The sequence below is a fragment of the Micromonospora vulcania genome (genome assembly GCF_042658605.1).
GTDB lineage: Bacteria > Actinomycetota > Actinomycetes > Mycobacteriales > Micromonosporaceae > Micromonospora > Micromonospora vulcania.
Genome location: NZ_JBHSQS010000001.1, coordinates 70904 through 90037, shown reverse-complemented (window position 1 = coordinate 90037; position 19134 = coordinate 70904). Strand labels below are relative to the sequence as shown.

15 protein-coding genes are annotated in these 19134 nt (G+C 73.1%); 7 read left to right on the top strand and 8 right to left on the bottom strand.

The features are described 5' to 3' along the window. The first annotated feature begins 69 nt into the window (after positions 1 to 69). Both ACFQGL_RS00450 and ACFQGL_RS00445 read left to right on the top strand, forming a co-directional pair. A complete protein-coding gene (locus tag ACFQGL_RS00450) occupies positions 70 to 1086 on the top strand; it encodes a GNAT family N-acetyltransferase (RefSeq protein ID WP_377504646.1) in 1017 nt (338 codons plus the stop codon). Between the two features lie 92 nt (positions 1087 to 1178). Then, a complete protein-coding gene (locus tag ACFQGL_RS00445) occupies positions 1179 to 4457 on the top strand; it encodes a lamin tail domain-containing protein (RefSeq protein WP_377503832.1) in 3279 nt (1092 codons plus the stop codon). Between the two features lie 144 nt (positions 4458 to 4601). Here ACFQGL_RS00445 and hemB read toward each other — a convergent pair whose 3' ends face one another. From hemB to ACFQGL_RS00420, 5 genes are read right to left on the bottom strand one after another with little or no spacing between them, the layout of a single operon-like run. Next, a complete protein-coding gene (gene hemB / locus ACFQGL_RS00440) occupies positions 4602 to 5585 on the bottom strand; it encodes a porphobilinogen synthase (RefSeq protein ID WP_377503830.1) in 984 nt (327 codons plus the stop codon). Positions 5586 to 5604: 19 nt separating this feature from the next. Further along, on the bottom strand, positions 5605 to 7185 hold the full coding sequence (locus ACFQGL_RS00435; protein ID WP_238644411.1) for a bifunctional uroporphyrinogen-III C-methyltransferase/uroporphyrinogen-III synthase: 1581 nt from the start codon (positions 7183 to 7185) through the stop codon (positions 5605 to 5607). Then, a complete protein-coding gene (hemC, locus tag ACFQGL_RS00430) occupies positions 7182 to 8177 on the bottom strand; it encodes a hydroxymethylbilane synthase (RefSeq protein WP_377503828.1) in 996 nt (331 codons plus the stop codon). Before hemC ends, ACFQGL_RS00435 begins: the two co-directional genes overlap by 4 nt. Continuing rightward, a complete protein-coding gene (locus ACFQGL_RS00425; protein WP_377503826.1) occupies positions 8174 to 9571 on the bottom strand; it encodes a glutamyl-tRNA reductase in 1398 nt (465 codons plus the stop codon). The genes hemC and ACFQGL_RS00425 overlap by 4 nt, the downstream gene beginning before the upstream one ends. After that, positions 9568 to 10305 carry a redox-sensing transcriptional repressor Rex gene (locus ACFQGL_RS00420; RefSeq protein ID WP_377503824.1) on the bottom strand — a complete coding sequence of 246 codons (738 nt, stop codon included), beginning with the start codon at positions 10303 to 10305 and terminating at the stop codon, positions 9568 to 9570. The genes ACFQGL_RS00425 and ACFQGL_RS00420 overlap by 4 nt, the downstream gene beginning before the upstream one ends. A gap of 490 nt (positions 10306 to 10795) precedes the next feature. On the opposite strand from ACFQGL_RS00420, the gene ACFQGL_RS00415 reads away from it, so the two are divergent. Beyond that, positions 10796 to 12100, top strand: coding sequence for a sensor histidine kinase (locus ACFQGL_RS00415; protein ID WP_377503822.1), 1305 nt, complete (start codon positions 10796 to 10798; stop codon positions 12098 to 12100). Between the two features lie 58 nt (positions 12101 to 12158). After that, positions 12159 to 12815 (top strand): response regulator, encoded by a 657-nt coding sequence (locus ACFQGL_RS00410; protein ID WP_377503820.1) that lies wholly within the window; start codon positions 12159 to 12161, stop codon positions 12813 to 12815. Here ACFQGL_RS00410 and ACFQGL_RS00405 read toward each other — a convergent pair. Genes ACFQGL_RS00405 through ACFQGL_RS00395 form a run of 3 tightly spaced genes read right to left on the bottom strand, consistent with a single transcriptional unit; the run spans position 12796 to position 15364 of the window. After that, on the bottom strand, positions 12796 to 13476 hold the full coding sequence (locus ACFQGL_RS00405) for an HAD family hydrolase (RefSeq protein ID WP_377503818.1): 681 nt from the start codon (positions 13474 to 13476) through the stop codon (positions 12796 to 12798). The genes ACFQGL_RS00410 and ACFQGL_RS00405 overlap by 20 nt on opposite strands. Before the next feature lie 21 nt (positions 13477 to 13497). Then, a complete protein-coding gene (locus ACFQGL_RS00400; protein WP_377503816.1) occupies positions 13498 to 13752 on the bottom strand; it encodes a glutaredoxin family protein in 255 nt (84 codons plus the stop codon). Further along, positions 13742 to 15364: an AMP-binding protein gene (locus tag ACFQGL_RS00395; protein ID WP_377503814.1), complete on the bottom strand. Its 1623-nt coding sequence runs from the start codon at positions 15362 to 15364 to the stop codon at positions 13742 to 13744. Before ACFQGL_RS00395 ends, ACFQGL_RS00400 begins: the two co-directional genes overlap by 11 nt. A gap of 587 nt (positions 15365 to 15951) precedes the next feature. Here ACFQGL_RS00395 and ACFQGL_RS00390 point away from each other — a divergent pair. From ACFQGL_RS00390 to ACFQGL_RS00380, 3 genes are all read left to right on the top strand, one after another. Further along, on the top strand, positions 15952 to 16920 hold the full coding sequence (locus tag ACFQGL_RS00390; RefSeq protein ID WP_377503812.1) for an ECF subfamily RNA polymerase sigma factor, BldN family: 969 nt from the start codon (positions 15952 to 15954) through the stop codon (positions 16918 to 16920). 282 nt (positions 16921 to 17202) lie between these two features. Further along, positions 17203 to 18087, top strand: a complete 885-nt coding sequence (locus ACFQGL_RS00385) for a DUF5667 domain-containing protein (protein WP_377503810.1) — start codon at positions 17203 to 17205, stop codon at positions 18085 to 18087. Between the two features lie 156 nt (positions 18088 to 18243). Continuing rightward, complete coding sequence (locus ACFQGL_RS00380; protein ID WP_377503808.1) at positions 18244 to 19119, top strand: HAD family hydrolase; 876 nt, start codon at positions 18244 to 18246, stop codon at positions 19117 to 19119. The last annotated feature ends 15 nt before the right edge of the window (positions 19120 to 19134 follow it).

Below are 19134 nucleotides of genomic sequence, written 5' to 3'. Positions count from 1 at the left end.
GATCGTCCGCGTACATTGGAGAACTGGACACTTCCCCCGGGCAGCGGTTAGCGGCAAGCTAGACAGGTGATGGTGCGCGAGTGGGACCCCAGGACCGCGTCGTCCGCCGAGATGGCGTCCCTGCTGGCCACGCTGAACGCGGTCTTGGCGGCCGATCTTCCGCAGGACCCGCCGTGGCGGGAGACCTCCCTGCGGGAGTACCTCGCCGAGGTGATGCCCGGCGAGCGGCGGCTCTCCTGGGTCGCTCAGGCCGAGCCGACCGACCCCGGTGCTCCGGGCACGGTCCTCGGGCAGGTCCACGTCCTGCTCCTCGGCGACATCGGCGTGCTCGAGGTGCTGGTGCACCCGTCCGTGCGGCGCGCCGGGCTCGGCCGTGACCTGGTGCTACGCGCCGCGCGCCGGGTCTACCAGGAGGGCTTCCGATCGATCGGGGTCGAGGTGGTCGGCGACACGCCGGCGGTCGGCTTCTACGAGGCGCTCGGGTTCACCCGGGAGTACGTCGAGACGCGCAGCGTGCTCGACCTGGCGGCGGTCGACTGGGCCGAGTTGGCCCAGATGGCCACCGGCATCGGGGCGGGCTACCACCTGGAGTTCTTCCCCGGCGGGCCGCCGGACGACCTGATCGAGGCGTACGCGCGGGCCAAGGCCGAGGTCCGCGACGTCGACGACGGCGAGTTGCGGCCCAGCTCCTACGACCCGCAGCGGCTGCGGGACAGCCTGGACACGCTGCACCGTCGGGGCATGAAGCCGTACATCGTGCTGGCCCGGCACGAGCAGAGCGGCGAGGTGGCCGGCCTGACCGAGGTGGTCGTCCCGGCACAGCACCCGACCCGTGCCGACCAGTACGACACGATCGTGGCGCAGGACCACCGGGGCTACGGCATCGACCGCGCGATCAAGGCCCGGATGCTGCTTGAGCTGCGCTCGGCCGAGCCGGAGCTGGCCGAGGTGCAGACCTGGAACGCACAGGCCAACGAGGCGATGCTCAAGGTCAACGCAGAGCTGGGTTACCGGCCCGACCGGGACTGGTGCGAATACAGCGTCGACATCGCCGAGCTGGTGCACCGCATCGATCCGCCCCGCTGAGGAATTCACGAAACTGTCCTATGGGGGATGGACGCTGGACAGGCGCGCACCTTAACGTGCGTTGACCCCCGTCCGCCCATCGTGGAGGCCCTATGCGCCCGCGCCGCACCATCGCCGCGCTCGCGACCGCGACCGCCGCCGTGACCGTCACGGCCCTCGGCGTCGCACCCACCGCGGCCAGCGCCGCGCCCACCGACCTGTTCATCTCGGAGTACGTCGAAGGCTCGTCCAACAACAAGGCGATCGAGCTGTTCAACGGCACCGGTGCCGCGGTCGACCTCACTGCCGGCGGCTACCAGCTCCAGCTCTTCTTCAACGGCTCCACGACGGCTACCACCATCGCGCTGACCGGGACGGTGGCGGCCGGCGACGCGTTCGTGTTCGCCAGCTCGTCGGCCGGGGCCGCCATCCTCGCCCAGGCGGACCAGACCACCGCTGCGAGCCTGTTCAACGGCGACGACGCGGTCGTGCTGCGCCGGGGCACCACCGTGCTCGACTCGATCGGTCAGGTGGGCGTCGACCCGGGCGCCGAGTGGGGTGCCGGCGCCACCAGCACCGCCGACAACACGCTGCGCCGGCTGCCGAGCGTGACCGCCGGTGACACCGACCCGTCCGACGCGTTCGACCCCGCCGCGCAGTGGGCCGGTTTCCCGGTCGACACCTTCGACGGGCTCGGCTCGCACACCGTGGACGGTGGTGGGCCGGTCGACGTGCCGGCCACGCTCACCTGCGGCGGACCACTGGTCACCGCCGCCGGCACGGCCGCGACCCGCGAGGTCGCCGCCACCGACCCCGACGACACGATCGTGGACCTGGCGGTCACCGGGATCAGCCCGACTCCGGCCACCGGCTCGATCACCCGCACCGCGTTCACCCCGGCCGACGGGGTGGGCGGCACCGCACGCGCCACGGTCGGCACGAGTGCTGACCTCGCCGCCGGGGCGTACACCGTCACGGTCACCGCGACCGACGCGGACGGCGGCACCGCAAGCTGCGCGCTGGTCGTGCAGGTGACCAGGGAACTGACCGTCGGCGAGGTGCAGGGTCCGACCACCGACGCCGAGTCCGGGCCGGCCGACCGCTCGCCGCTCGCACCGGCGAGCGGCAACGGCACCAGCAGCACGCTGTACGACGTACGCGGCGTGATCACCCAGTTGACCCTGGCCCGCACGGCGGCCGGGGCGGAGCAGCACGGGTTCTTCCTGCAGAGCCGTACGGGTGACACCGACGGCGACGCGACCAGCTCGGACGGCATCTTCGTGTTCATGGGCACGTTCACCTCGCTGATCGGCGGTTACGTTCCGACGGTCGGCGACGAGGTGGTGCTCCGCGCCCGGGTGTCGGAATACTTCAACCTCACCCAGCTCTCCGGTGCGTCGCTGGTCCGCCGGATCGCCACCGGCCTGGCCGTGGACACCGCGGTCGCGGTGACCGACGCGGTGCCGCCGGCCGAGTTCACCGACGCACAGCGCTTCTGGGAGCGGCACGAGGGCGCCCGGCTACGCGTACGCGCGGGTAGCGGCGCGGTGAGCGGCCGGGACGTCTTCTCCTCCACGGCCGACGCCGAGCTGTGGGTCGTCGACCGCGACGATCCGCTGCTGGACCGCGCCGACCCGTACGCCCGGCGGGTGTTCCGGGATTCGCACCCGCTCGACAACGACCCGACCCGCCGCTTCGACGACGGCAACGGCCAGCGGGTGATGCTCGGCAGCATGGGTGTGAAGGCCACCGCCGGGGACAGCACCGCGCTGCTCCCGCCGGCACACACCTTCGACACGCTGCACGCGGACGCGGTCGGCGGGGTCTACTACTCGTTCGAGAAGTACGGCGTGCAGGTCGAGCGGGCGGAGTTCGACGCCGGGGCCGACCCGTCGAGGAACAACCCGCCGCAGCCGGCCGACCGGTCGCAGGAGGTGGCGGTCGCCACCTACAACGTGGAGAACCTGTACGACTACCGGGACGACCCGTTCGACGGCTGCGACTTCACCGGCAACGCGGGCTGCCCGGGCGTCGACCCGCCGTTCGACTACGTGCCGAGCAGCGAGGCCGACTACCGCGAGCACCTCACCGCGCTCGCCGACCAGATCGTCACGGACCTGCACGCGCCGGACCTGATCCTGGTGCAGGAGGCCGAGGACCAGGACATCTGCACCGTCTCCGGTGCCGCGCTGGCCTGCGGTGACACCGACAACGCCGACGGCGCTCCGGACAGCATCCAGGAGTTGGCACTCGCGGTGGCGGCGGCCGGCGGGCCGGCGTACGCCGCGACCTACGACCGGACCGGCGCGGACGCCCGGGGCATCACCGCCGCGTTCCTGTACCGCACCGACCGGCTCTCGCTGCCGGCCGCGACGGCGAACGACCCGCTGTTGGGCTCGGCACCGACGGTCCAGTACCGCGCTGCGGGGCTGCCGGCCAACGCCGACGTGCAGAACCCGAAGGCGCTCAACGCGGTGCTGCCGGCCGACGTCGACACCTCGACGGGCAAGGACGGGAACAACGTCTTCACCCGTGCTCCCCAGCTGGGCAAGTTCACCGTGGCGGCAACGCCCGGCTCGACCGAGCGGTTCACCCTGTACGCGCTGAGCAACCACTACTCCTCCGGCCCGGACAGCCGGGTCGGGCAGCGGCGGGAGCAGGCGGCGTACGGCGCGGCGATCGTCACCGCGATCGAGGCCTCCGACTCGCACGCCCGGGTGGTCTACGGCGGCGACCTGAACGTCTTCCCCCGCCCGGACGACCCGATCGCCACCGGCACTTCGCCCACCCCGTCGGACCAGCTCGCCCCGCTCTACGAGGCGGGCCTGCACAGCCTGTGGGACAACCTGGTCGCGGACGTCCCGGCCTCCGCCTACTCGTACAGCTTCGAGGGGCAGGCGCAGACGCTCGACCACCTGTTCGTCAACGACGCGCTCTACGCCGACCTGGTGCAGGTGCGGGCCGCGCACATCAACGCGGACTGGCCGGCCGAGTTCACCGGCGACGGGTCGCGTGGTTCCAGCGACCATGACCCGCAGGTGGCCCGGTTCCGGTCCCGAGCGTCGTTGACCGTCGCCGACGCGGCGGTGGTCGAGGGCGATCAGGGCACCCGGCCGCTCACCTTCACCGCCACCGTGTCCCGGCCGCTGTCCCAGCCGGTGCTGCTCTGCGCCGCCACCGTTGGCGGCACGGCGCAGGTCGGCTCGGACTTCGACCCGTACGTCGGCTGCAAGCTGCTGGCCGCCGGGCAGACGTCGGTCACCTTCCCGGTGACCGTGCGCGGCGACCGCAAGCGGGAGTCGAACGAGAAGTTGACCATCGTGGTGGCCGGCGTACCCGGCCTACGACTGGCCGACCCGCTGGGAACGGGCACCATCGCCAACGACGACTGACCACCCGACGATCGGCAAGATCGCGCTCGATCCTGGTTGTAGTGGCATCCTGAAGCGACAAGGCCACTACTTCACGGATCGAGCGCGATCTTGGAGCAGACGCGCGACGCGCGGGCGGGTGGCAGGCGCGCGGGCGGGGGGCGGTCAGTAACGCTGGCGCAGGAGCTGGGCGGCTTCGACTGCCCAGTAGGTGAGGATGATCTGCGCGCCGGCCCGCTTGATCGAGGTGAGCGTCTCCAGCATCACGCGCTCCCGGTCGATCCAGCCGTTCGCGGCGGCCGCCTCGACCATCGCGTACTCACCGGAGACCTGGTAGGCGGCGACCGGGACGTCCACCGCGGCCCGCACCGCCGACACCACGTCGAGGTAGGGCAGCGCCGGCTTGACCATCACGATGTCGGCGCCCTCGGCGACGTCCAGCGCCACCTCACGCAGCGACTCGCGCAGGTTCGCCGGGTCCTGCTGGTAGGTGCGCCGGTCGCCCTCCAGGGCCGACTCCACCGCGTCCCGGAACGGCCCGTAGAAGGCCGAGGCGTACTTCGCCGCGTACGCCAGCACGGCCACGTCCTGGTGCCCGGCGGCGTCGAGCGCCCGGCGTACCACGCCGACCTGGCCGTCCATCATCCCGGACGGCCCGACCATGCCGACCCCGGCGGCGGCCTGGGCCAACGCCATCTCGGCGTACGCGGCCAGGGTGGCGTCGTTGTCCACGTCGCCGCTCGGGGTGAGCACACCGCAGTGCCCGTGCGAGGTGAACTCGTCCAGGCACAGGTCGCTCATCACGACGGTGGCGTCGCCCACCTCGGCCACCACGTCCCGGATGGCGACGTTCAGGATGCCGTTCGGGTCGATGCCGCCGGACCCGGTCGGGTCCCGCTGCTCCGGCACGCCGAACAGCATGATCCCGCCGACGCCGGCCTGGACCGCCTCGACCGCAGCCTTACGCAGCGAGTCCCGGGAGTGCTGGAGCACCCCCGGGAGCGACGCGATGGCCCGGGGCTCGGTCAGCCCCTCCTTGACGAACATCGGCACGATCAGCTCGGCCGGGTCGACCCGTGTCTCGGAGACCAGCCGGCGCACCGCAGGGGTGCGGCGCAGCCGACGGGGCCGGATCTCGGGGTACGGCATGCGGAGCCTCCTCGTGCGACTACCGGAAGCGGAGGGCGGTCGGCCCCTGCACCTTCGAACCACGACGCTGCTTGGCCGGCATGGCGGCGAGCTTCTCGCGCAGCTCGACGGCGTAGGCGGCGAGCGCCTCCACCAGGTCGGGCACCGAGGCGTGCGGCGGCTGGACGTCGACCCGCAGGCCGAACTCCGTCGCGGTCTCCGCCGTCTTGGGCCCGATGACAGCAACAACGGTACGCGCGTGCGGCTTCCCGGCGATGCCGACCAGGTTCCGGACGGTGGAGGACGAGGTGAAGAGCACCGCGTCGAACCCACCCGACTTGATCGCGTCCCGGATCTCGGCGGGCGGCGGCGCGGCCCGTACCGTCCGGTACGCGGTCACGTCGTCGACCTCCCAGCCGCGCTCGGTGAGCCCGGCGGCGAGCGTCTCGGTGGCGATGTCGGCGCGCGGCAGCAGCACCCGGCCCACCGGGTCGAGGATCTCGTCGTGCGGCGAGAACTCGGCCAGCAGCCCCTCGGAGGACTGCTCCCCGGTCGGGATCAGCTCCGGCTGGATGCCGAACGCGCGGACCGCGTCCGCCGTCGCCTCACCGATGCAGGCGATCTTGACGCCACCGAAGTGCCGGGCGTCCAGCCCGTGCTCGGCGAACTTCTCCCAGACCGCGCGGACCGCGTTCACCGAGGTGAAGATCACCCAGGCGTACCGGCCGTCGACCAGGCCCTTGACCGCCCGCTCCATCTGCGCCGGGGTACGCGGCGGCTCCACCGCGATGGTCGGCACCTCGCACGGGATCGCCCCGTACGCACGCAGCCGGGCGCTCATCACGCCGGCCTGCTCCTTGGTACGCGGGACCAGCACCTTCCAGCCGTACAGCGGGCGGTTCTCCCACCAGCTCAGCTTGTCGCGCTGACCCACGCCGACACCGACGGTGAGCACCACCCGGCCGGTGAAACCGAGCGCGGCGGCCACGAAGCTGTCCACGGTCGACGTGGTCGTGTACTGCGTCTCGCCGGTGCCGTCGCCGGTCACCCCGACGCCGGTGGTGCCGTCGACCCCGGCAGCGAGCAGCCCGTCCCGGACGGCGGCGAGGTCACCGGCGTCCACCGCGAGCGCGAGCGAACCCCGCCCGACGGCCGTGGCCAGCGCCTCGAAGTCCAGTGCGCTGACGTCCTCGACGTCGGCGGCGGTACGCACACCCGGCAGCGGAACGCCCGCGTAGGTGGCCACGCCCTCGGCCTGACCGACGCCCGGCACCACCTCGAAGTGGGCGGCGGTGCGGGCCACCGCCTGCACCTCCTTGACCACCGAGTCGTGGCCGAACGGGTCGCCGGCGACCAGGTGCACCGCGTTCAGGCCGGACCGGGCCGCGGAGATCAGCACCTTCGCCACGTCCCCCGGAGCGCCTTCCGCCGGAGTGAACTCGGCGTCGTCCCTGGCCTCGGCGCGGACGACGGCGAGCAACGACTCCGGGACTCCCCGGTCGTAGATCACCTGATCGGCGTCGACCAGGGCGTCGTGCGCCCGACGGGTCAGCAGGCCCGGGTCGCCGGGGCCAGCCCCGACGAACGCGATACGACCGACGGGCTTACGGGTGCGGGTCATTCTGTGCTCCCAAATTGCTGGGTCCCCGGGCCGGTGTGTCCTTCGTGGCCGAGGATCGAGTCGGCGCCGAGTTCGAAGAGTTCGGCGGCGAGTGCCTTGCCGATCTCCGCCGCGTCGGCGGGCGTTCCGGTGCGGGACAGCCGGAGGTCACGAGTGCCGTCCGGACTGATCACCGCCCCGCGCAGGTAGAGCTCATCAGTGTCAACACCAGTGGCGTCCGAGCCGGTCGGCTCGCCTTCGGCGATGACGGCGTAGGCGGCGACGGGTGCGCTGCACCCGGCCTCCAGGGTGGCCAGCAGCGCGCGCTCCGCGGTGATCGCGGCGCGCGTCGGTGCGTGGTCGAGCACCGCGAGCAGTTCGACCAGGTCCTGGTCGTCGACCCGGCACTCCACGGCCAGCGCGCCCTGGGCGGGCGCGGGCAGCATCAGCATCGGGTCCAGCGTCTCGGTGATCACGTCGGTCCGGCCGAGTCGGGCCAGCCCGGCCCGGGCCAGCACGACCGCGTCGAGGTCGGCCTCTGGGCCGAGCACCCGCCCCAGGCGGGTGTCCACGTTGCCGCGGATCGGGGTGACCTCCAGCTGCATGCCGAGGGCGTGCAGCTGGGCGATGCGGCGCAGCGCGCCGGTGCCCACGGTGGCACCGGCCGACAGCTCGGTGAGCGTCCGGCCGTCCCGGGCGACCAGCGCGTCGCGCGGGTCCTGCCGGATCGGCACGGCCGCGATGTGCAGACCGCCGGCGGCCGCGGTGGGCAGATCCTTGTAGGAGTGCACCGCGAAGTCGATCGTCCGGGCGGTCAGCGCGTCGCGCAGCGCGGAGACGAACACCCCGACGCCGAGCCGGTGCACCGGAGCGCTCGATCGGTCGCCGGCGGTGACCACCTCGACCAGCTCGACCGCGCGGCCGGTGGCGGCGGTCAGCGCCTCGGCGATCTGGCCGGACTGGGCCATCGCGAGGGCACTGCCCCGGGTGCCGAGGCGCAGGGGGGCGGTCATCGCGCACCTCCGGTGGGCGGGGTCGACTCGGCGGCGTCCACGCCCAGCACCGGGTCGGTGCCGGCGATCGCCGCGCCGAGGTCGGGGGTGATCACGTCGGGGACGGTGTCCACCGGCGAGGTCTGCGGCACCTGGAGGTCGAACAGCTCGCGCAGCAGAGCCGCGTACTGGTCGCCGCCGGGCTCCGCGGCCAACTGGCGGACCTTCACGGTGGGCTGGTGCAGCAGCCGCTGGACCACCCGGTGCACGGTGCGGGCGACCTCGGCGCGCAGGTCGTCGCCGAGGTCCGGGCGACGCTGGGCCAGGCGACGCAGCTCGGCGGTGACCACGTCGTCGGCCCGGCCGCGCAGCGCGGCCACGGTGGGTGCCACGTCGGCGCCGCGCAGCCAGGTGAGGAAGCCCTCCACCTCGCCGACGACGATCCGCTCGACGGCGGCGGCGTCCGCGGCGACCGGGCCGTCGGCGAGCAGCGACGCCATCCGGTCGATGTCGATCACCTCGACGCCGGACAGCTCGGCGACGCCCTCCTCGACGTCGCGCGGAACGGCCAGGTCGAGCAGGACCAGCGGGCCCCGGGACGGGTCCCGGTCGGCCAACGCCCGGCCGACCACCGATCGGGTGAGGACCGGTTCAGTGGACGCGGTGGCGGCCACTACGATGTCCACTGTGGAGAGGGTGTCGGTCAGCTCGGCCATCGGCGCGGCGCTCGCCCCGTACGACTCGGCGAGCCGGACGGCACGGTCGGCGCCCCGGTTGGTGACCGTGAGCGGCCCGGCGCCCAGCCGGGACAGCGTGGCCACCCCGAGCGACCCCATCGCGCCGGCCCCGACCACCAGGGCCGGACGGCCGGCGAGGTCGCCGTCGAGGTGCCCGGCGGCCAATTCCAGCGCGGCGGTGACCACGCTCTGGCCGGCCCGGTCGATGCCGGTCTCGGCGTGGGCCCGCTTGCCGACCCGCAGCGCCTGCTGCATCAGCTCGTGCAGCAGCCGGCCGGCCGAGTCGGCGCCGGTGGCCCAGTGGTACGCGTCACGCAACTGGCCGAGGATCTGCGCCTCGCCGACGACCATCGAGTCCAGTCCGGTGGCGACCCGGAAGACGTGGTCCACGGCGGCGGCGTCGTAGTGCACGTACAGGTGGCTGGCGAGCGCCGCCGGCGAGCTGCCGGCCTGCTCACCCAGGACGGCGCAGATGTCGCCGAGACCCCCGTGGAAACCGGAGACGGCGGCGTAGACCTCCACCCGGTTGCAGGTGGAGACGAGCACCGCCTCGGTCACGTAGGGCTGGGCGACCAGGCGGTCCAGGGTGCGGGTGAGGTCGGCGGGAGGCACGGCCAGCTGCTCCAGCGTGGCGACCGGGGCGGTGCGGTAGGACGCGCCGACGACGAGCAGTTTCACGTGCCGATCGCCTCCTGGGTCTCGGTGGCCGCGAGCCCGCCCGGCAGGGCGGTCAGCGACGCCTTGCGGTGCTCGTGGAAGGACAGGATCTGCAGCTCGATGGCGAGGTCGACCTTGCGCACGTCGACCCCCTCCGGGACCGAGAGTACGCACGGCGCGAAGTTGAGGATGCTCGTCACGCCCACCGCGACCAACTGGTCGGCCACCCGCTGAGCGGCGGCGGCCGGGGTGGCGATGACGCCGATCGCGATGGACTCCTGCACGGCGACCGCCGGCAGCTCGTCGACGTGCCGGACGACCAGGCCGTTGATCTCCTCGCCGACCCGGGAGGGATCGGCGTCGAGCAGTGCGGCGATCCGGAAGCCCCGGCCGGCGAAGCCGTCGTAGCCAGCCAGAGCGTGACCGAGATTACCCACGCCGACCAGGGCGACCGCCCGGCGCTGGGTGAGCCCGAGCACGTACTCGATCTGCTCGATCAGCAACGTGACGTCGTAGCCGACGCCCCGGGTGCCGTACGAGCCGAGGTGCGAGAGGTCCTTGCGGAGCTTGGCGGAGTTGACGCCGGCGGCGGCGGACAGGCCCTCACTGGAGACCGTCTCGTGCCCGGCGTCGGCGAGGTTGTGCAGCGCGCGCAGGTATTCCGGGAGCCGCGCGACGGTCGCCTCGGGCAGATCCGGGAGCGTCGGTACGGCACCGGCGCGGCCGGGCGCGCCTGGGTGACGGTGCTGACTCATGAGACTCCGTGCGGTGCGATCCTCGGCCAACTCCGCTGGTCGGCCGCTTGTGGACTCCCGCTGGCGACCGAGGTTTCCGGCTGTGCTAGCAGGGCGCGTCGGAGCTACAGAGTAGGCGCTTGTGAAGACGTGCACAAATCGCGATCTTGTCGCTGCGCGACGCGGCTCCACCAGCACCTCCATTCCGCAAGATCGATCCAACGGCCCGCCACCCCTCGCCGCCGCGGCGATTATTGCTCAATCCCGACTTCTCTGACCAATCCCACGACCCCCTCCCGCCCCGTCTCCCCCACCACCACCCCCCTCCTCGTCGATCATGCACTTTCTGCCCGGACATCCCATGCATAGCGGACGTATCACCGGCAGCAACTACATGATCGACGGGCGGGGGGCGGGCGCGGAAGGGGCGGGACGGGGTAGGGACAGCACTACGGGCGAGAGGCGGGGCGACGGGATGGGGGGTGGGAGTTGCGGTGCCTAGCCTGTGGTCATGACCGCCGTTGCCGCGACCGGCGACCAGCCCGCGCTGGCGCCGAGCATCCCCCGACAGCTCTTCGTCGACTCCGGGTACGTACTGCTCGGCCTGCCCCTGGCCCTGGCGAGCTTCGTCGTCCTGGTCGTCGGCCTCGCGGTCGGCGTCGGCCTCGTGGTCACGGTGATCGGCCTGCCGATCCTCAGCGGAACCCTGTACGCCGCCCGGGGGCTGGCCGACATCGAGCGGCTGCGGCTGCCCGCCGTGCTCCGGCAACCGCGGATCCGGCCGCACTACCGGCTGGCCGAGGCGGGGGCGAACGCCTGGCGGCGGATCTTCGTGCCGATGCGGGACGCCCAGTCCTGGCTCGACCTGGCACATGGCGTGCTGCGGCTGATCGTGGCGGTCACCACGTTCGTGGTGGCGCTGACCTGGTGGGCGGGCACGATCGCCGGCTCGCTCTACTGGGCGTACGACTGGGCGCTGCCCCGGGCCGACGGCGAGGGCGACAGCGATCTGGCCCAACTGCTCGGCCTGGGTGACTCGACCACCGCGCGGATCGGCCTGTACACCGCGATCGGGGTGTTCTTCCTGATCACCCTGCCGATCGTGGTCCGGGGCTGTGCGCTGCTCCAGGCCAGCTTCGCCCGGGCGATGCTGACCGGGGTGGCCGAGATGCGGGACCGGATCACCGTGCTGGAGGAGCAGAAGCGGGCGGCCGTCTCGGCCGAGGCGTCCGCGCTGCGCCGGCTGGAGCGCGACATCCACGACGGCCCCCAGCAACGCCTGGTCCGGCTTGCGATGGACCTGAGCCGGGCCCGACTCCAGCTCGCCTCGGACCCGGAGGCGGCCGGCCGGACCATCGACGAGGCGGTCACCCAGACCCGGGACACGCTGGCCGAGCTGCGGGCGCTGTCCCGGGGCATCGCACCGCCGATCCTGGTCGACCGGGGCCTGCCCAGCGCCCTGGCCGCGCTCGCGGGCCGTGGACTGATCCCGATCGAGCTACAGGTGGACCCGCAGCTCGGCACGCCGGGCGGGCGACTCGACCCGGCGGTGGAGAACACCGCGTATTTCGTGGTGGCCGAGGCGCTGACCAACGTCGCCAAGCACAGCAGGGCCACCGAGTGCCTGGTCACCGTCGTCCGGCAGGGCACCGGGCTGCGGGTGCAGGTGGGCGACGACGGGCAGGGCGGCGCACACCTGGCCAAGGGGCACGGGTTGGCCGGCATCGCCGACCGGGTCCGGGCCGCCGGCGGTGAACTGGTGGTGGTCAGCCCGGCCGGCGGGCCCACCGAGGTCCGCGCGGAGCTACCGCTGTGAACGACCGGCTGCCGCGCCGAGCCGCCGTGGCGGGCCGGACGTGGTAGACAACACAGCCATGCGCATCGTGATCGCCGACGACGCCGTCCTGCTCCGCGAAGGGCTGGTGCGGCTGCTGACCGAGAGCGGGCACCAGGTGGTGGCCGCCGTCGGGGACGGCGACGCGCTCATCGAGGCGGTGGTGGAGCACCGACCGGACGTCTCGATCGTCGACGTCCGGATGCCGCCGTCGCACACCGACGAGGGGCTGCGGGCCGCGGTGGAGGCGCGCCGGCTGGTGCCGCGTACGCCGATCCTGGTGCTGTCCCAGTACGTCGAGGTGTCGTACGCGGACGACCTGCTGGCCACCACCGGCGGTGCCGGCGGCGGCGGGATCGGCTACCTGCTCAAGGACCGGGTGGCCGCCATCGACGAGTTCCTGGACGCGTTGCGCCGGGTGGCTGCCGGCGGCACCGTGCTCGACCCGGAGGTGGTCGGCCAGCTCTTCGCCCGACGCCGCCGGGACGACCCGCTGCGCGAGTTGACGCCGCGCGAGCGGGAGGTGCTCGCCCTGATGGCCGAGGGACGGTCGAACATCGCCATCGCCCGTGCCCTGGTGGTCAGCGACGGCGCGGTGGAGAAGCACGTGCGCAACATCTTCACCAAGCTCACCCTGCCGCCGGACACCGAGCAGCACCGGCGGGTGCTGGCCGTCCTCACCTACCTACGAAACTGAGCTCCCCGGCCAGCGCCACCGCCTCGGTGAGGGTGTCGGCCACCGGGTGACCCGAGGCGCGCAGCACGGCCGGGTCGCTGTGACCGCCGCTGTAGAGCACCGCCCGCGCGCCCACCGCGAGCGCCGCGTCCGCGTCGTCGACGGTGTCGCCGATCAGCACCGCCGAGGAGCCGGCCACACCCAGCTCGGCCAGGTGCCGTCGGAGCGACTCGGCCTTGCTGTCGCCGCCGACCGTGGCCCGCATGCCGTCCACCGGGACAAATCCGTCCACCCGGAGGAAGTGGCCGGTCAGCCCACGGGCGTGCACGGTCGGCACCAGCTCCTCGTGGAACCACATGGAGAGCAGGCTCTGGCTGCCCGGCCAGGAGGCCATCGCCGTCCGTGCGTCGGCGGCCAGCTCGCAGGTGGTCAGCCCGTCGCGGTACGCGTCGTGGAAGATCCGGCTCAGCCGACCGAACTCCTCGTCGTCCACGGCCTGGCCGAGCACGTCGGCGTAGTACTCGGCGATCGGACGGCGGAACCGCACCCGGTGCTCGTCGGAGGTCACCGTCGGGCCCCCGGAGCTGGCGAACGCCACGTTGTAGGCGGCCACGATCAGGCTGAGGTCGTTGAGCAGGGTGCCGTTCCAGTCCCAGACGAGGTGCGGGTGCGCGGGGGTCATCCGAGCACCCTAGGGCACCGCTCAGAGCTGCGGGGTGGTCAAGTCCCGCAGCAGTCGGTCCTCCTCGACCCGCCAGTAGCCGTGCTCCTTGCCATCGAGCAGCACCACCGGCAGCCGGTCCCCGTACTCCCGCTCCAGCCCCTCGTCGCCGGTGACGTCCCACTCGACCCACTTGTCCCCGGTGACCGCCACCACCCGGTCGAGCGCCGCCTTCGCGTCGTCGCACAGGTGGCAGCCGGGTCGGGTGATCAGGGCGAGCCGGGCGTCAGTGGACATCGGTTACCTCCGTGCGGGTGTCGGCGTCGGCCGGCGATTCGGACCGGAGCTGGGTCTTGCGTACCTTGCCGATCGCCGAGTGCGGCAGTGCGTCGACGAACTCGATCGCGCTCGGGCACTTGAACCGGGCCAGGTTCCGCGCGCAGTGGGTGAGCAGTTCCTCGCCGGTCACCGGCCGCCCCGGCGCCGGCACCACGTACGCCCGCACAGTCTCGCCGGTCCGCGGGTGCGGCACACCCAGTACCGCCGACTCGGCCACCCCGGGGTGCCCGGCGAGCACCAGCTCGACCTCGTGCGGATAGACGTTGAACCCGTTGACCAGGATCAGCTCGCCGAGCCGGTCGACCAGGAAGAGGTCGCCGTCCTCGTCGGCGTACGCGATGTCGCCGGTGCCCCACCAGCCGTCGGCGTCCGGGCCGTCCCGGCCGTCCGGCCAGTAGCCGGCAAAGAGGTTGGGGCCCTGCACGACGATCTGCCCCGGGTCGGTGCCCGGCGCCACGTCGGAGATGTCCAGCTCGTCGGCGTCGTCGTCGGGGGTGGCCAGGCCGTCCCGCCACAGGTCCACCCCGTCCGCGCCGACCAGGCGCAGCCGCACACCCGGCAGCGGTCGGCCGATCGAGCCGGCCTTGGCGGCACCGCCGACCAGGGTGGAGGTGAGCACCGGCGCGGTCTCGGTGAGGCCGTACCCGACGTGCACCGGGTGACCGCTGACCTCGGTGAAGCGCGCCGCGACCGCCGGCTCCAGCGGCGCCGCACCGCACACGGCGACCCGGACCGAGGCGGTCGCCGCCCGCGCCTCGGCCGCGCCGGCCCAGGCCAGGAACATCGACGGTACGCCGACCAGCACGCTCACCCGGTGCCGGGCGATCTCGTCCAGCCCCGCCGTCGGCCCCACGTCGTCGAGCAGCACCCCGGTCGCGCCATGGTGGACGACCGATCCGAGCACCGAGTTGAGCCCGTACGCGTGGAACAGCGGCAGGGCCAGCAGCACGGTGTCGTCCGGCCCGACGACCGGCGGCTCGATCCGGTCGACCTGCTCGTGGTTGGCCAGCAACGCGCGGTGCGAGAGCATCGCGCCCTTGGGTCGTCCCTCGGTGCCGGAGGTGTAGAGCAGGACGGCCAGGTCGTCCCCGCCCCGGCGTGGGTGGGCTGGCGGCTCGGGGGCGTCGACGGCCGGTGCCGGCGGTGCGCCGTGCACGGCGGTGAGCGCGGGCAGTTCGGTGGCCACCTCGGCGACCAGGCTCCGAACCCGGTCGGTGCCGATCAGCACCGACGCGCCGGAGTCGGCGAGCACGTGCCGCAGCTCCGGCGCGGTGAAGCCGGGATTGACCGGCACGGCGACCAGACCCGCGCGCAGGGCGCCGAGCCAGCTGACCACGAAGTCGGGGGTGTTGGGCAGGGCGATCGCGACGCGTGCCGGCGTACCGCCGGGGTCGGTGGATGGTGTGGCGGCGGCCAGGCCGTGCGCGGCGGCGTCCACCGCGGCGTCCAGTTCGGACCAGCTCAGCGTCCGGTCGCGCCAGTGCAGCGCGGCCCGGTCGCCGTGGTCGAGAGCCGCCCGGCGGACCCGGTCGGCGAGGTTCGGCGCGAGGCTTGCGGCTGCGTCCTGCACGGTGGTCGAGTCTGGCACAGCGGGCGGCGACAGGCCACGCCCGACGGACGGCGGCACGGCGTGCGGACCGGTGCCGGAACAGTCCCGTACACGGGACGGTCCACCGTGCCATGGGTGAGCCGATCGGGTCCTCTCGATGGGACACGCAGGGTCACCCACCGACGGTTTGGTCGGGCCCGTGCCGCCGCTCGGAGGGTCCGCTCAGCCGAACGAACAATGCGCCCCCGACCAGGGCATCCATCCTGGATCAGCGGACCGCGTCGAAGTCAACCGCACACGACGGACAACCGGTCCGCCACCGGTGCGACGCAGCGGGAAATACTTCCGCCCTGTGTAACGGACTTGCCACACGCGGGTGACGTTGGCCCTATCATCACTCGGGTCGGGTCACCCCATTTGCCGTGAGTCGACACCCCTCAGCCCGAGGAGGCCCCCGTGCCTGTGAGCGCATTGGACCAGCACCTCAAGGGGAACTGCCGCCCGTCGGCACACCCCGGAACCGTCCTGCCCGACCGGAAGCCCGGTCGGTCCGCCCCGACGACCCACAAACCGGCCCGCCCGGCCACCGACGGGACGGGGGCCGCCTGGTGACCACCTTCGGTTACGCGGACCGCCCCGTCGGCCTGACCAGTCCAACCGCTCGCTCCCACGTCAACGAGCGACCGGCGGCACGCGCTCCGCTCGACGAGCCGAACGGCAACGCCGTGCGGGCCGACGGCACGGCGCAGCGGACACGCAACAAGCCGCACCAGAACGAACCGCCTCCAAGACCAGCGGTGCCGGGCGGGAACGCGAAACCGGCCGGTGGTCGGGTCGGCGTGCCGGCCCGGCCGACCATGCCGTCCCAGGGCGGCCGACGCGTCGGGGACGCGCCAGCGGCGCCCGCGGACGTTTCGGCGGGCGAGACGGCGGTGATCCCGGTGGTGCCGGCCACCGCTCCCGCCACCCCCACCACTCCCACCGGCTTTCCGAGCCGCCCGGACCCGTCCGACCCGGCGACCGAGGTCTGGACGCTCGTCGAGCGGGCCCAGGCCGGTGAGGCCGAGGCGTTCGGCCTGATCTATGACCGGTACGTCGACACGGTGTTCCGGTTCGTCTATTTCCGGGTGGGCAACCGACAGCTAGCCGAGGACCTCACCTCGGACACGTTCCTGCGCGCGCTCAAGCGGATCGGCAGCTTCACCTGGCAGGGCCGTGACCTCGGCGCCTGGCTGGTGACCATCGCCCGCAACCTGGTCGCGGACCACTTCAAGTCCGGCCGGTACCGGCTGGAGGTCACCACCGGCGACGTGCTCGACGCGGACCGGGAGGACCGGGGCCCGGAGGGCAGCCCGGAGGCGGCGGTGGTCGAGCACATCACCAACGTCGCGCTGCTCACCGCCGTGAAGCAGCTCAACCCGGAGCAGCAGGAGTGCATCGTGCTCCGGTTCCTCCAGGGCTTCTCGGTGGCCGAGACGGCCCGTGCGATGGGCAAGAACGAAGGTGCCATCAAGGCCCTCCAGTACCGGGCGGTCCGCGCGCTGGCGCGGCTTCTGCCCGACGGCTTCCAACCGTAGGTTTTTCTCGGCGGGACCGATGGGCGTCGATCGACGTCCGGGCAGCTCACGGTCGGTCCCGCCCGGTGACGACCATCACTTTCTGTGATTTCCGCCCCGCCGGGCCCGTAACCCGTGCCCGGTCCGCCGCGTTTCTCCGGGTGCGACCGGTGGTTGCCCCGGCAGGACCGGGTCACCGAGGTCCGACCGGCATACCCGGCGGGGCCTCACCTCCGTGGTGTCACACTGCCGCCCGGTCGCTGGCAAGATCGGCGGCCGACCGGCCGTGACCAGCGAGAGGAGGTGCCTGCGGTGGACGACATCCTCTCCTCTCGTCGGCGCGCGGAGCGTTTCGCGCAGCTTCTCGACGAGGCCAACGGCGGCCGGCGACACCACGTCCGGTCCCGGGTGGACGGCCAGCTCGTACAGCTCGTCGCGGTGGGTCAACGGCTCGCCGCCGATCCGCCGACGGTCGAGGTCGACCCCGACTTCCGTACCGGCCTGCGGGCGATGCTGCTCGCCACCGCCGAACGGGAAGGGCTCGGCACCGCCCCGGCGGCCGGCGAACCGGCTGCCACTCGTACCGCCAGCGCACGCGGCTCGTTGCTACCGGCTGTCACCGCCCGGCGGGCCCGAGCCCGGGGCGCGATCCTGATCGGCATCGCCGTCGGCGCCATCGCCGTGTCCGGTATCTCCGCCGCCAGTGAGAACGCGGTCCCCGGCGACGCGCTGTACGGCATGAAGCGGTCGAAGGAGAGTGCCCAGCTCGCCCTGGCCAGCTCGGACATCAGCCGCGGCCAGCTCTTCCTGGACTTCGCCCGGACCCGGCTCGGCGAGGCCGCCGAGCTACGCGGTGACCGGCTCGGGTTCAGCGCGGTCCTGGACGACATGGACGCGGACACCCGGCAGGGCATCCGCCTGCTCACCACCGCGGCGGTGCAGCGGGGCGAGGCGGCCAGCCTGGACACCGTCAACACCTTCGTCACCAGCCAGCGTCGGGCGGTCGGCAAACTGCTCGACGGTGCCGACCGGGCCGACCGGGAGCGGACCCGGCGGTCGCTGGTGCTGCTGGAGAGCATCCGGGAGCGCTCGGACGCACTGCGCGCGGCGATCGGCTGCGGCCTGCCGGCACCGAGGACCAGCGACACCCTCGGCCCCGCCCCGGCCGCCTGCCCCGGCGCCCGCTGACCCCGCCCGGGGCCAGGCCGCGCCCCGGGAGCACTCTCTCCTATACCAAAATCCGGCCGGCCGAGCCACAGTTCGCGGTGTGCCCGGCCGGTCGACATCGCATGCCGGCTACCCTCGCTGGAGCATCCGTTTGCACCTGGCGAGGAGGGGAGTCGCGTGGCGCGTAGCCGCAAGGTGACGGTCAGCACCGACGCCCGGGGTCACACCGCCGGTTGGGCGGAGACCGAGCTGGCGCCGGCGACCGCACCCGTACCGGACCCGACCGCCGCGGCCTTCTTCGACGTGGACAACACGATGATGCAGGGCGCGTCGATCTACTGGTTCGCTCGTGGGCTCGCCGCCCGGAACTACTTCACCAGCGCCGACCTGGCCCGGTTCGCCTGGCAGCAACTGCGGTTCCGGTTGCTCGCCCGGGAGCACGCCGGGGACATGTCCCAGGCCAAGGAGGCCGCCCTGGCCTTCGTCGAGGGCTGGCGGATCGACGATGTGGAACGCCTCGCGGAGGAGATCTTCGACGAGCTGATGGCACCCCGGATCTGGGTCGGCACCCGCCAGCTCGCCCAGCGTCACCTGGACGCCGGCCAGCGCGTCTGGCTGGTCAGCGCCGCGCCGGTGGAGATCGGCCGGGTGATCGCCACCCGGCTCGGCCTGACCGGGGCAATCGGCACGGTGGCCGAGGTGCTGGACGGCGCGTACACCGGGCGCCTGGTGGGCGACCTGATGCACGGGCCGGCGAAGGCCGAGGCCGTCACCCAGCTCGCCGCCGTGGAGGGCCTGGACCTGACCCGCTGTGCCGCGTACAGCGACTCGGCCAACGACCTGCCACTGCTCTCCGCCGTGGGCCGGGCGGTGGCGGTCAACCCGGACGGCGCGCTGCTGCGGCAGGCCCGGCAGCACGGCTGGGAGGTACGGGACTTCCGCACCGGCCGACGGGCGGTCAAGATCGCCGTACCGTCGACGGCGGCGGCCGGACTGGTCGTCGGCGCGGTGACCGCCGGCCTGGCGTTGCAGCGCCGCCGACGCGCGGGCTGACCCAGTCGCCGTAGC

Excerpts from the sequence above, each read along its gene's own strand:
- ACFQGL_RS00450 (WP_377504646.1), top strand. The coding sequence starts at position 70 with ATGGTGCGCGAGTGGGACCCCAGGACCGCGTCGTCCGCCGAGATGGCG.
- ACFQGL_RS00445 (WP_377503832.1), top strand. The coding sequence starts at position 1,179 with ATGCGCCCGCGCCGCACCATCGCCGCGCTCGCGACCGCGACCGCCGCC.
- hemB (WP_377503830.1), bottom strand. The coding sequence starts at position 5,585 with ATGCCGTACCCCGAGATCCGGCCCCGTCGGCTGCGCCGCACCCCTGCG.
- ACFQGL_RS00435 (WP_238644411.1), bottom strand. The coding sequence starts at position 7,185 with ATGACCCGCACCCGTAAGCCCGTCGGTCGTATCGCGTTCGTCGGGGCT.
- hemC (WP_377503828.1), bottom strand. The coding sequence starts at position 8,177 with ATGACCGCCCCCCTGCGCCTCGGCACCCGGGGCAGTGCCCTCGCGATG.
- ACFQGL_RS00420 (WP_377503824.1), bottom strand. The coding sequence starts at position 10,305 with ATGAGTCAGCACCGTCACCCAGGCGCGCCCGGCCGCGCCGGTGCCGTA.
- ACFQGL_RS00415 (WP_377503822.1), top strand. The coding sequence starts at position 10,796 with ATGACCGCCGTTGCCGCGACCGGCGACCAGCCCGCGCTGGCGCCGAGC.
- ACFQGL_RS00410 (WP_377503820.1), top strand. The coding sequence starts at position 12,159 with ATGCGCATCGTGATCGCCGACGACGCCGTCCTGCTCCGCGAAGGGCTG.
- ACFQGL_RS00405 (WP_377503818.1), bottom strand. The coding sequence starts at position 13,476 with ATGACCCCCGCGCACCCGCACCTCGTCTGGGACTGGAACGGCACCCTG.
- ACFQGL_RS00400 (WP_377503816.1), bottom strand. The coding sequence starts at position 13,752 with ATGTCCACTGACGCCCGGCTCGCCCTGATCACCCGACCCGGCTGCCAC.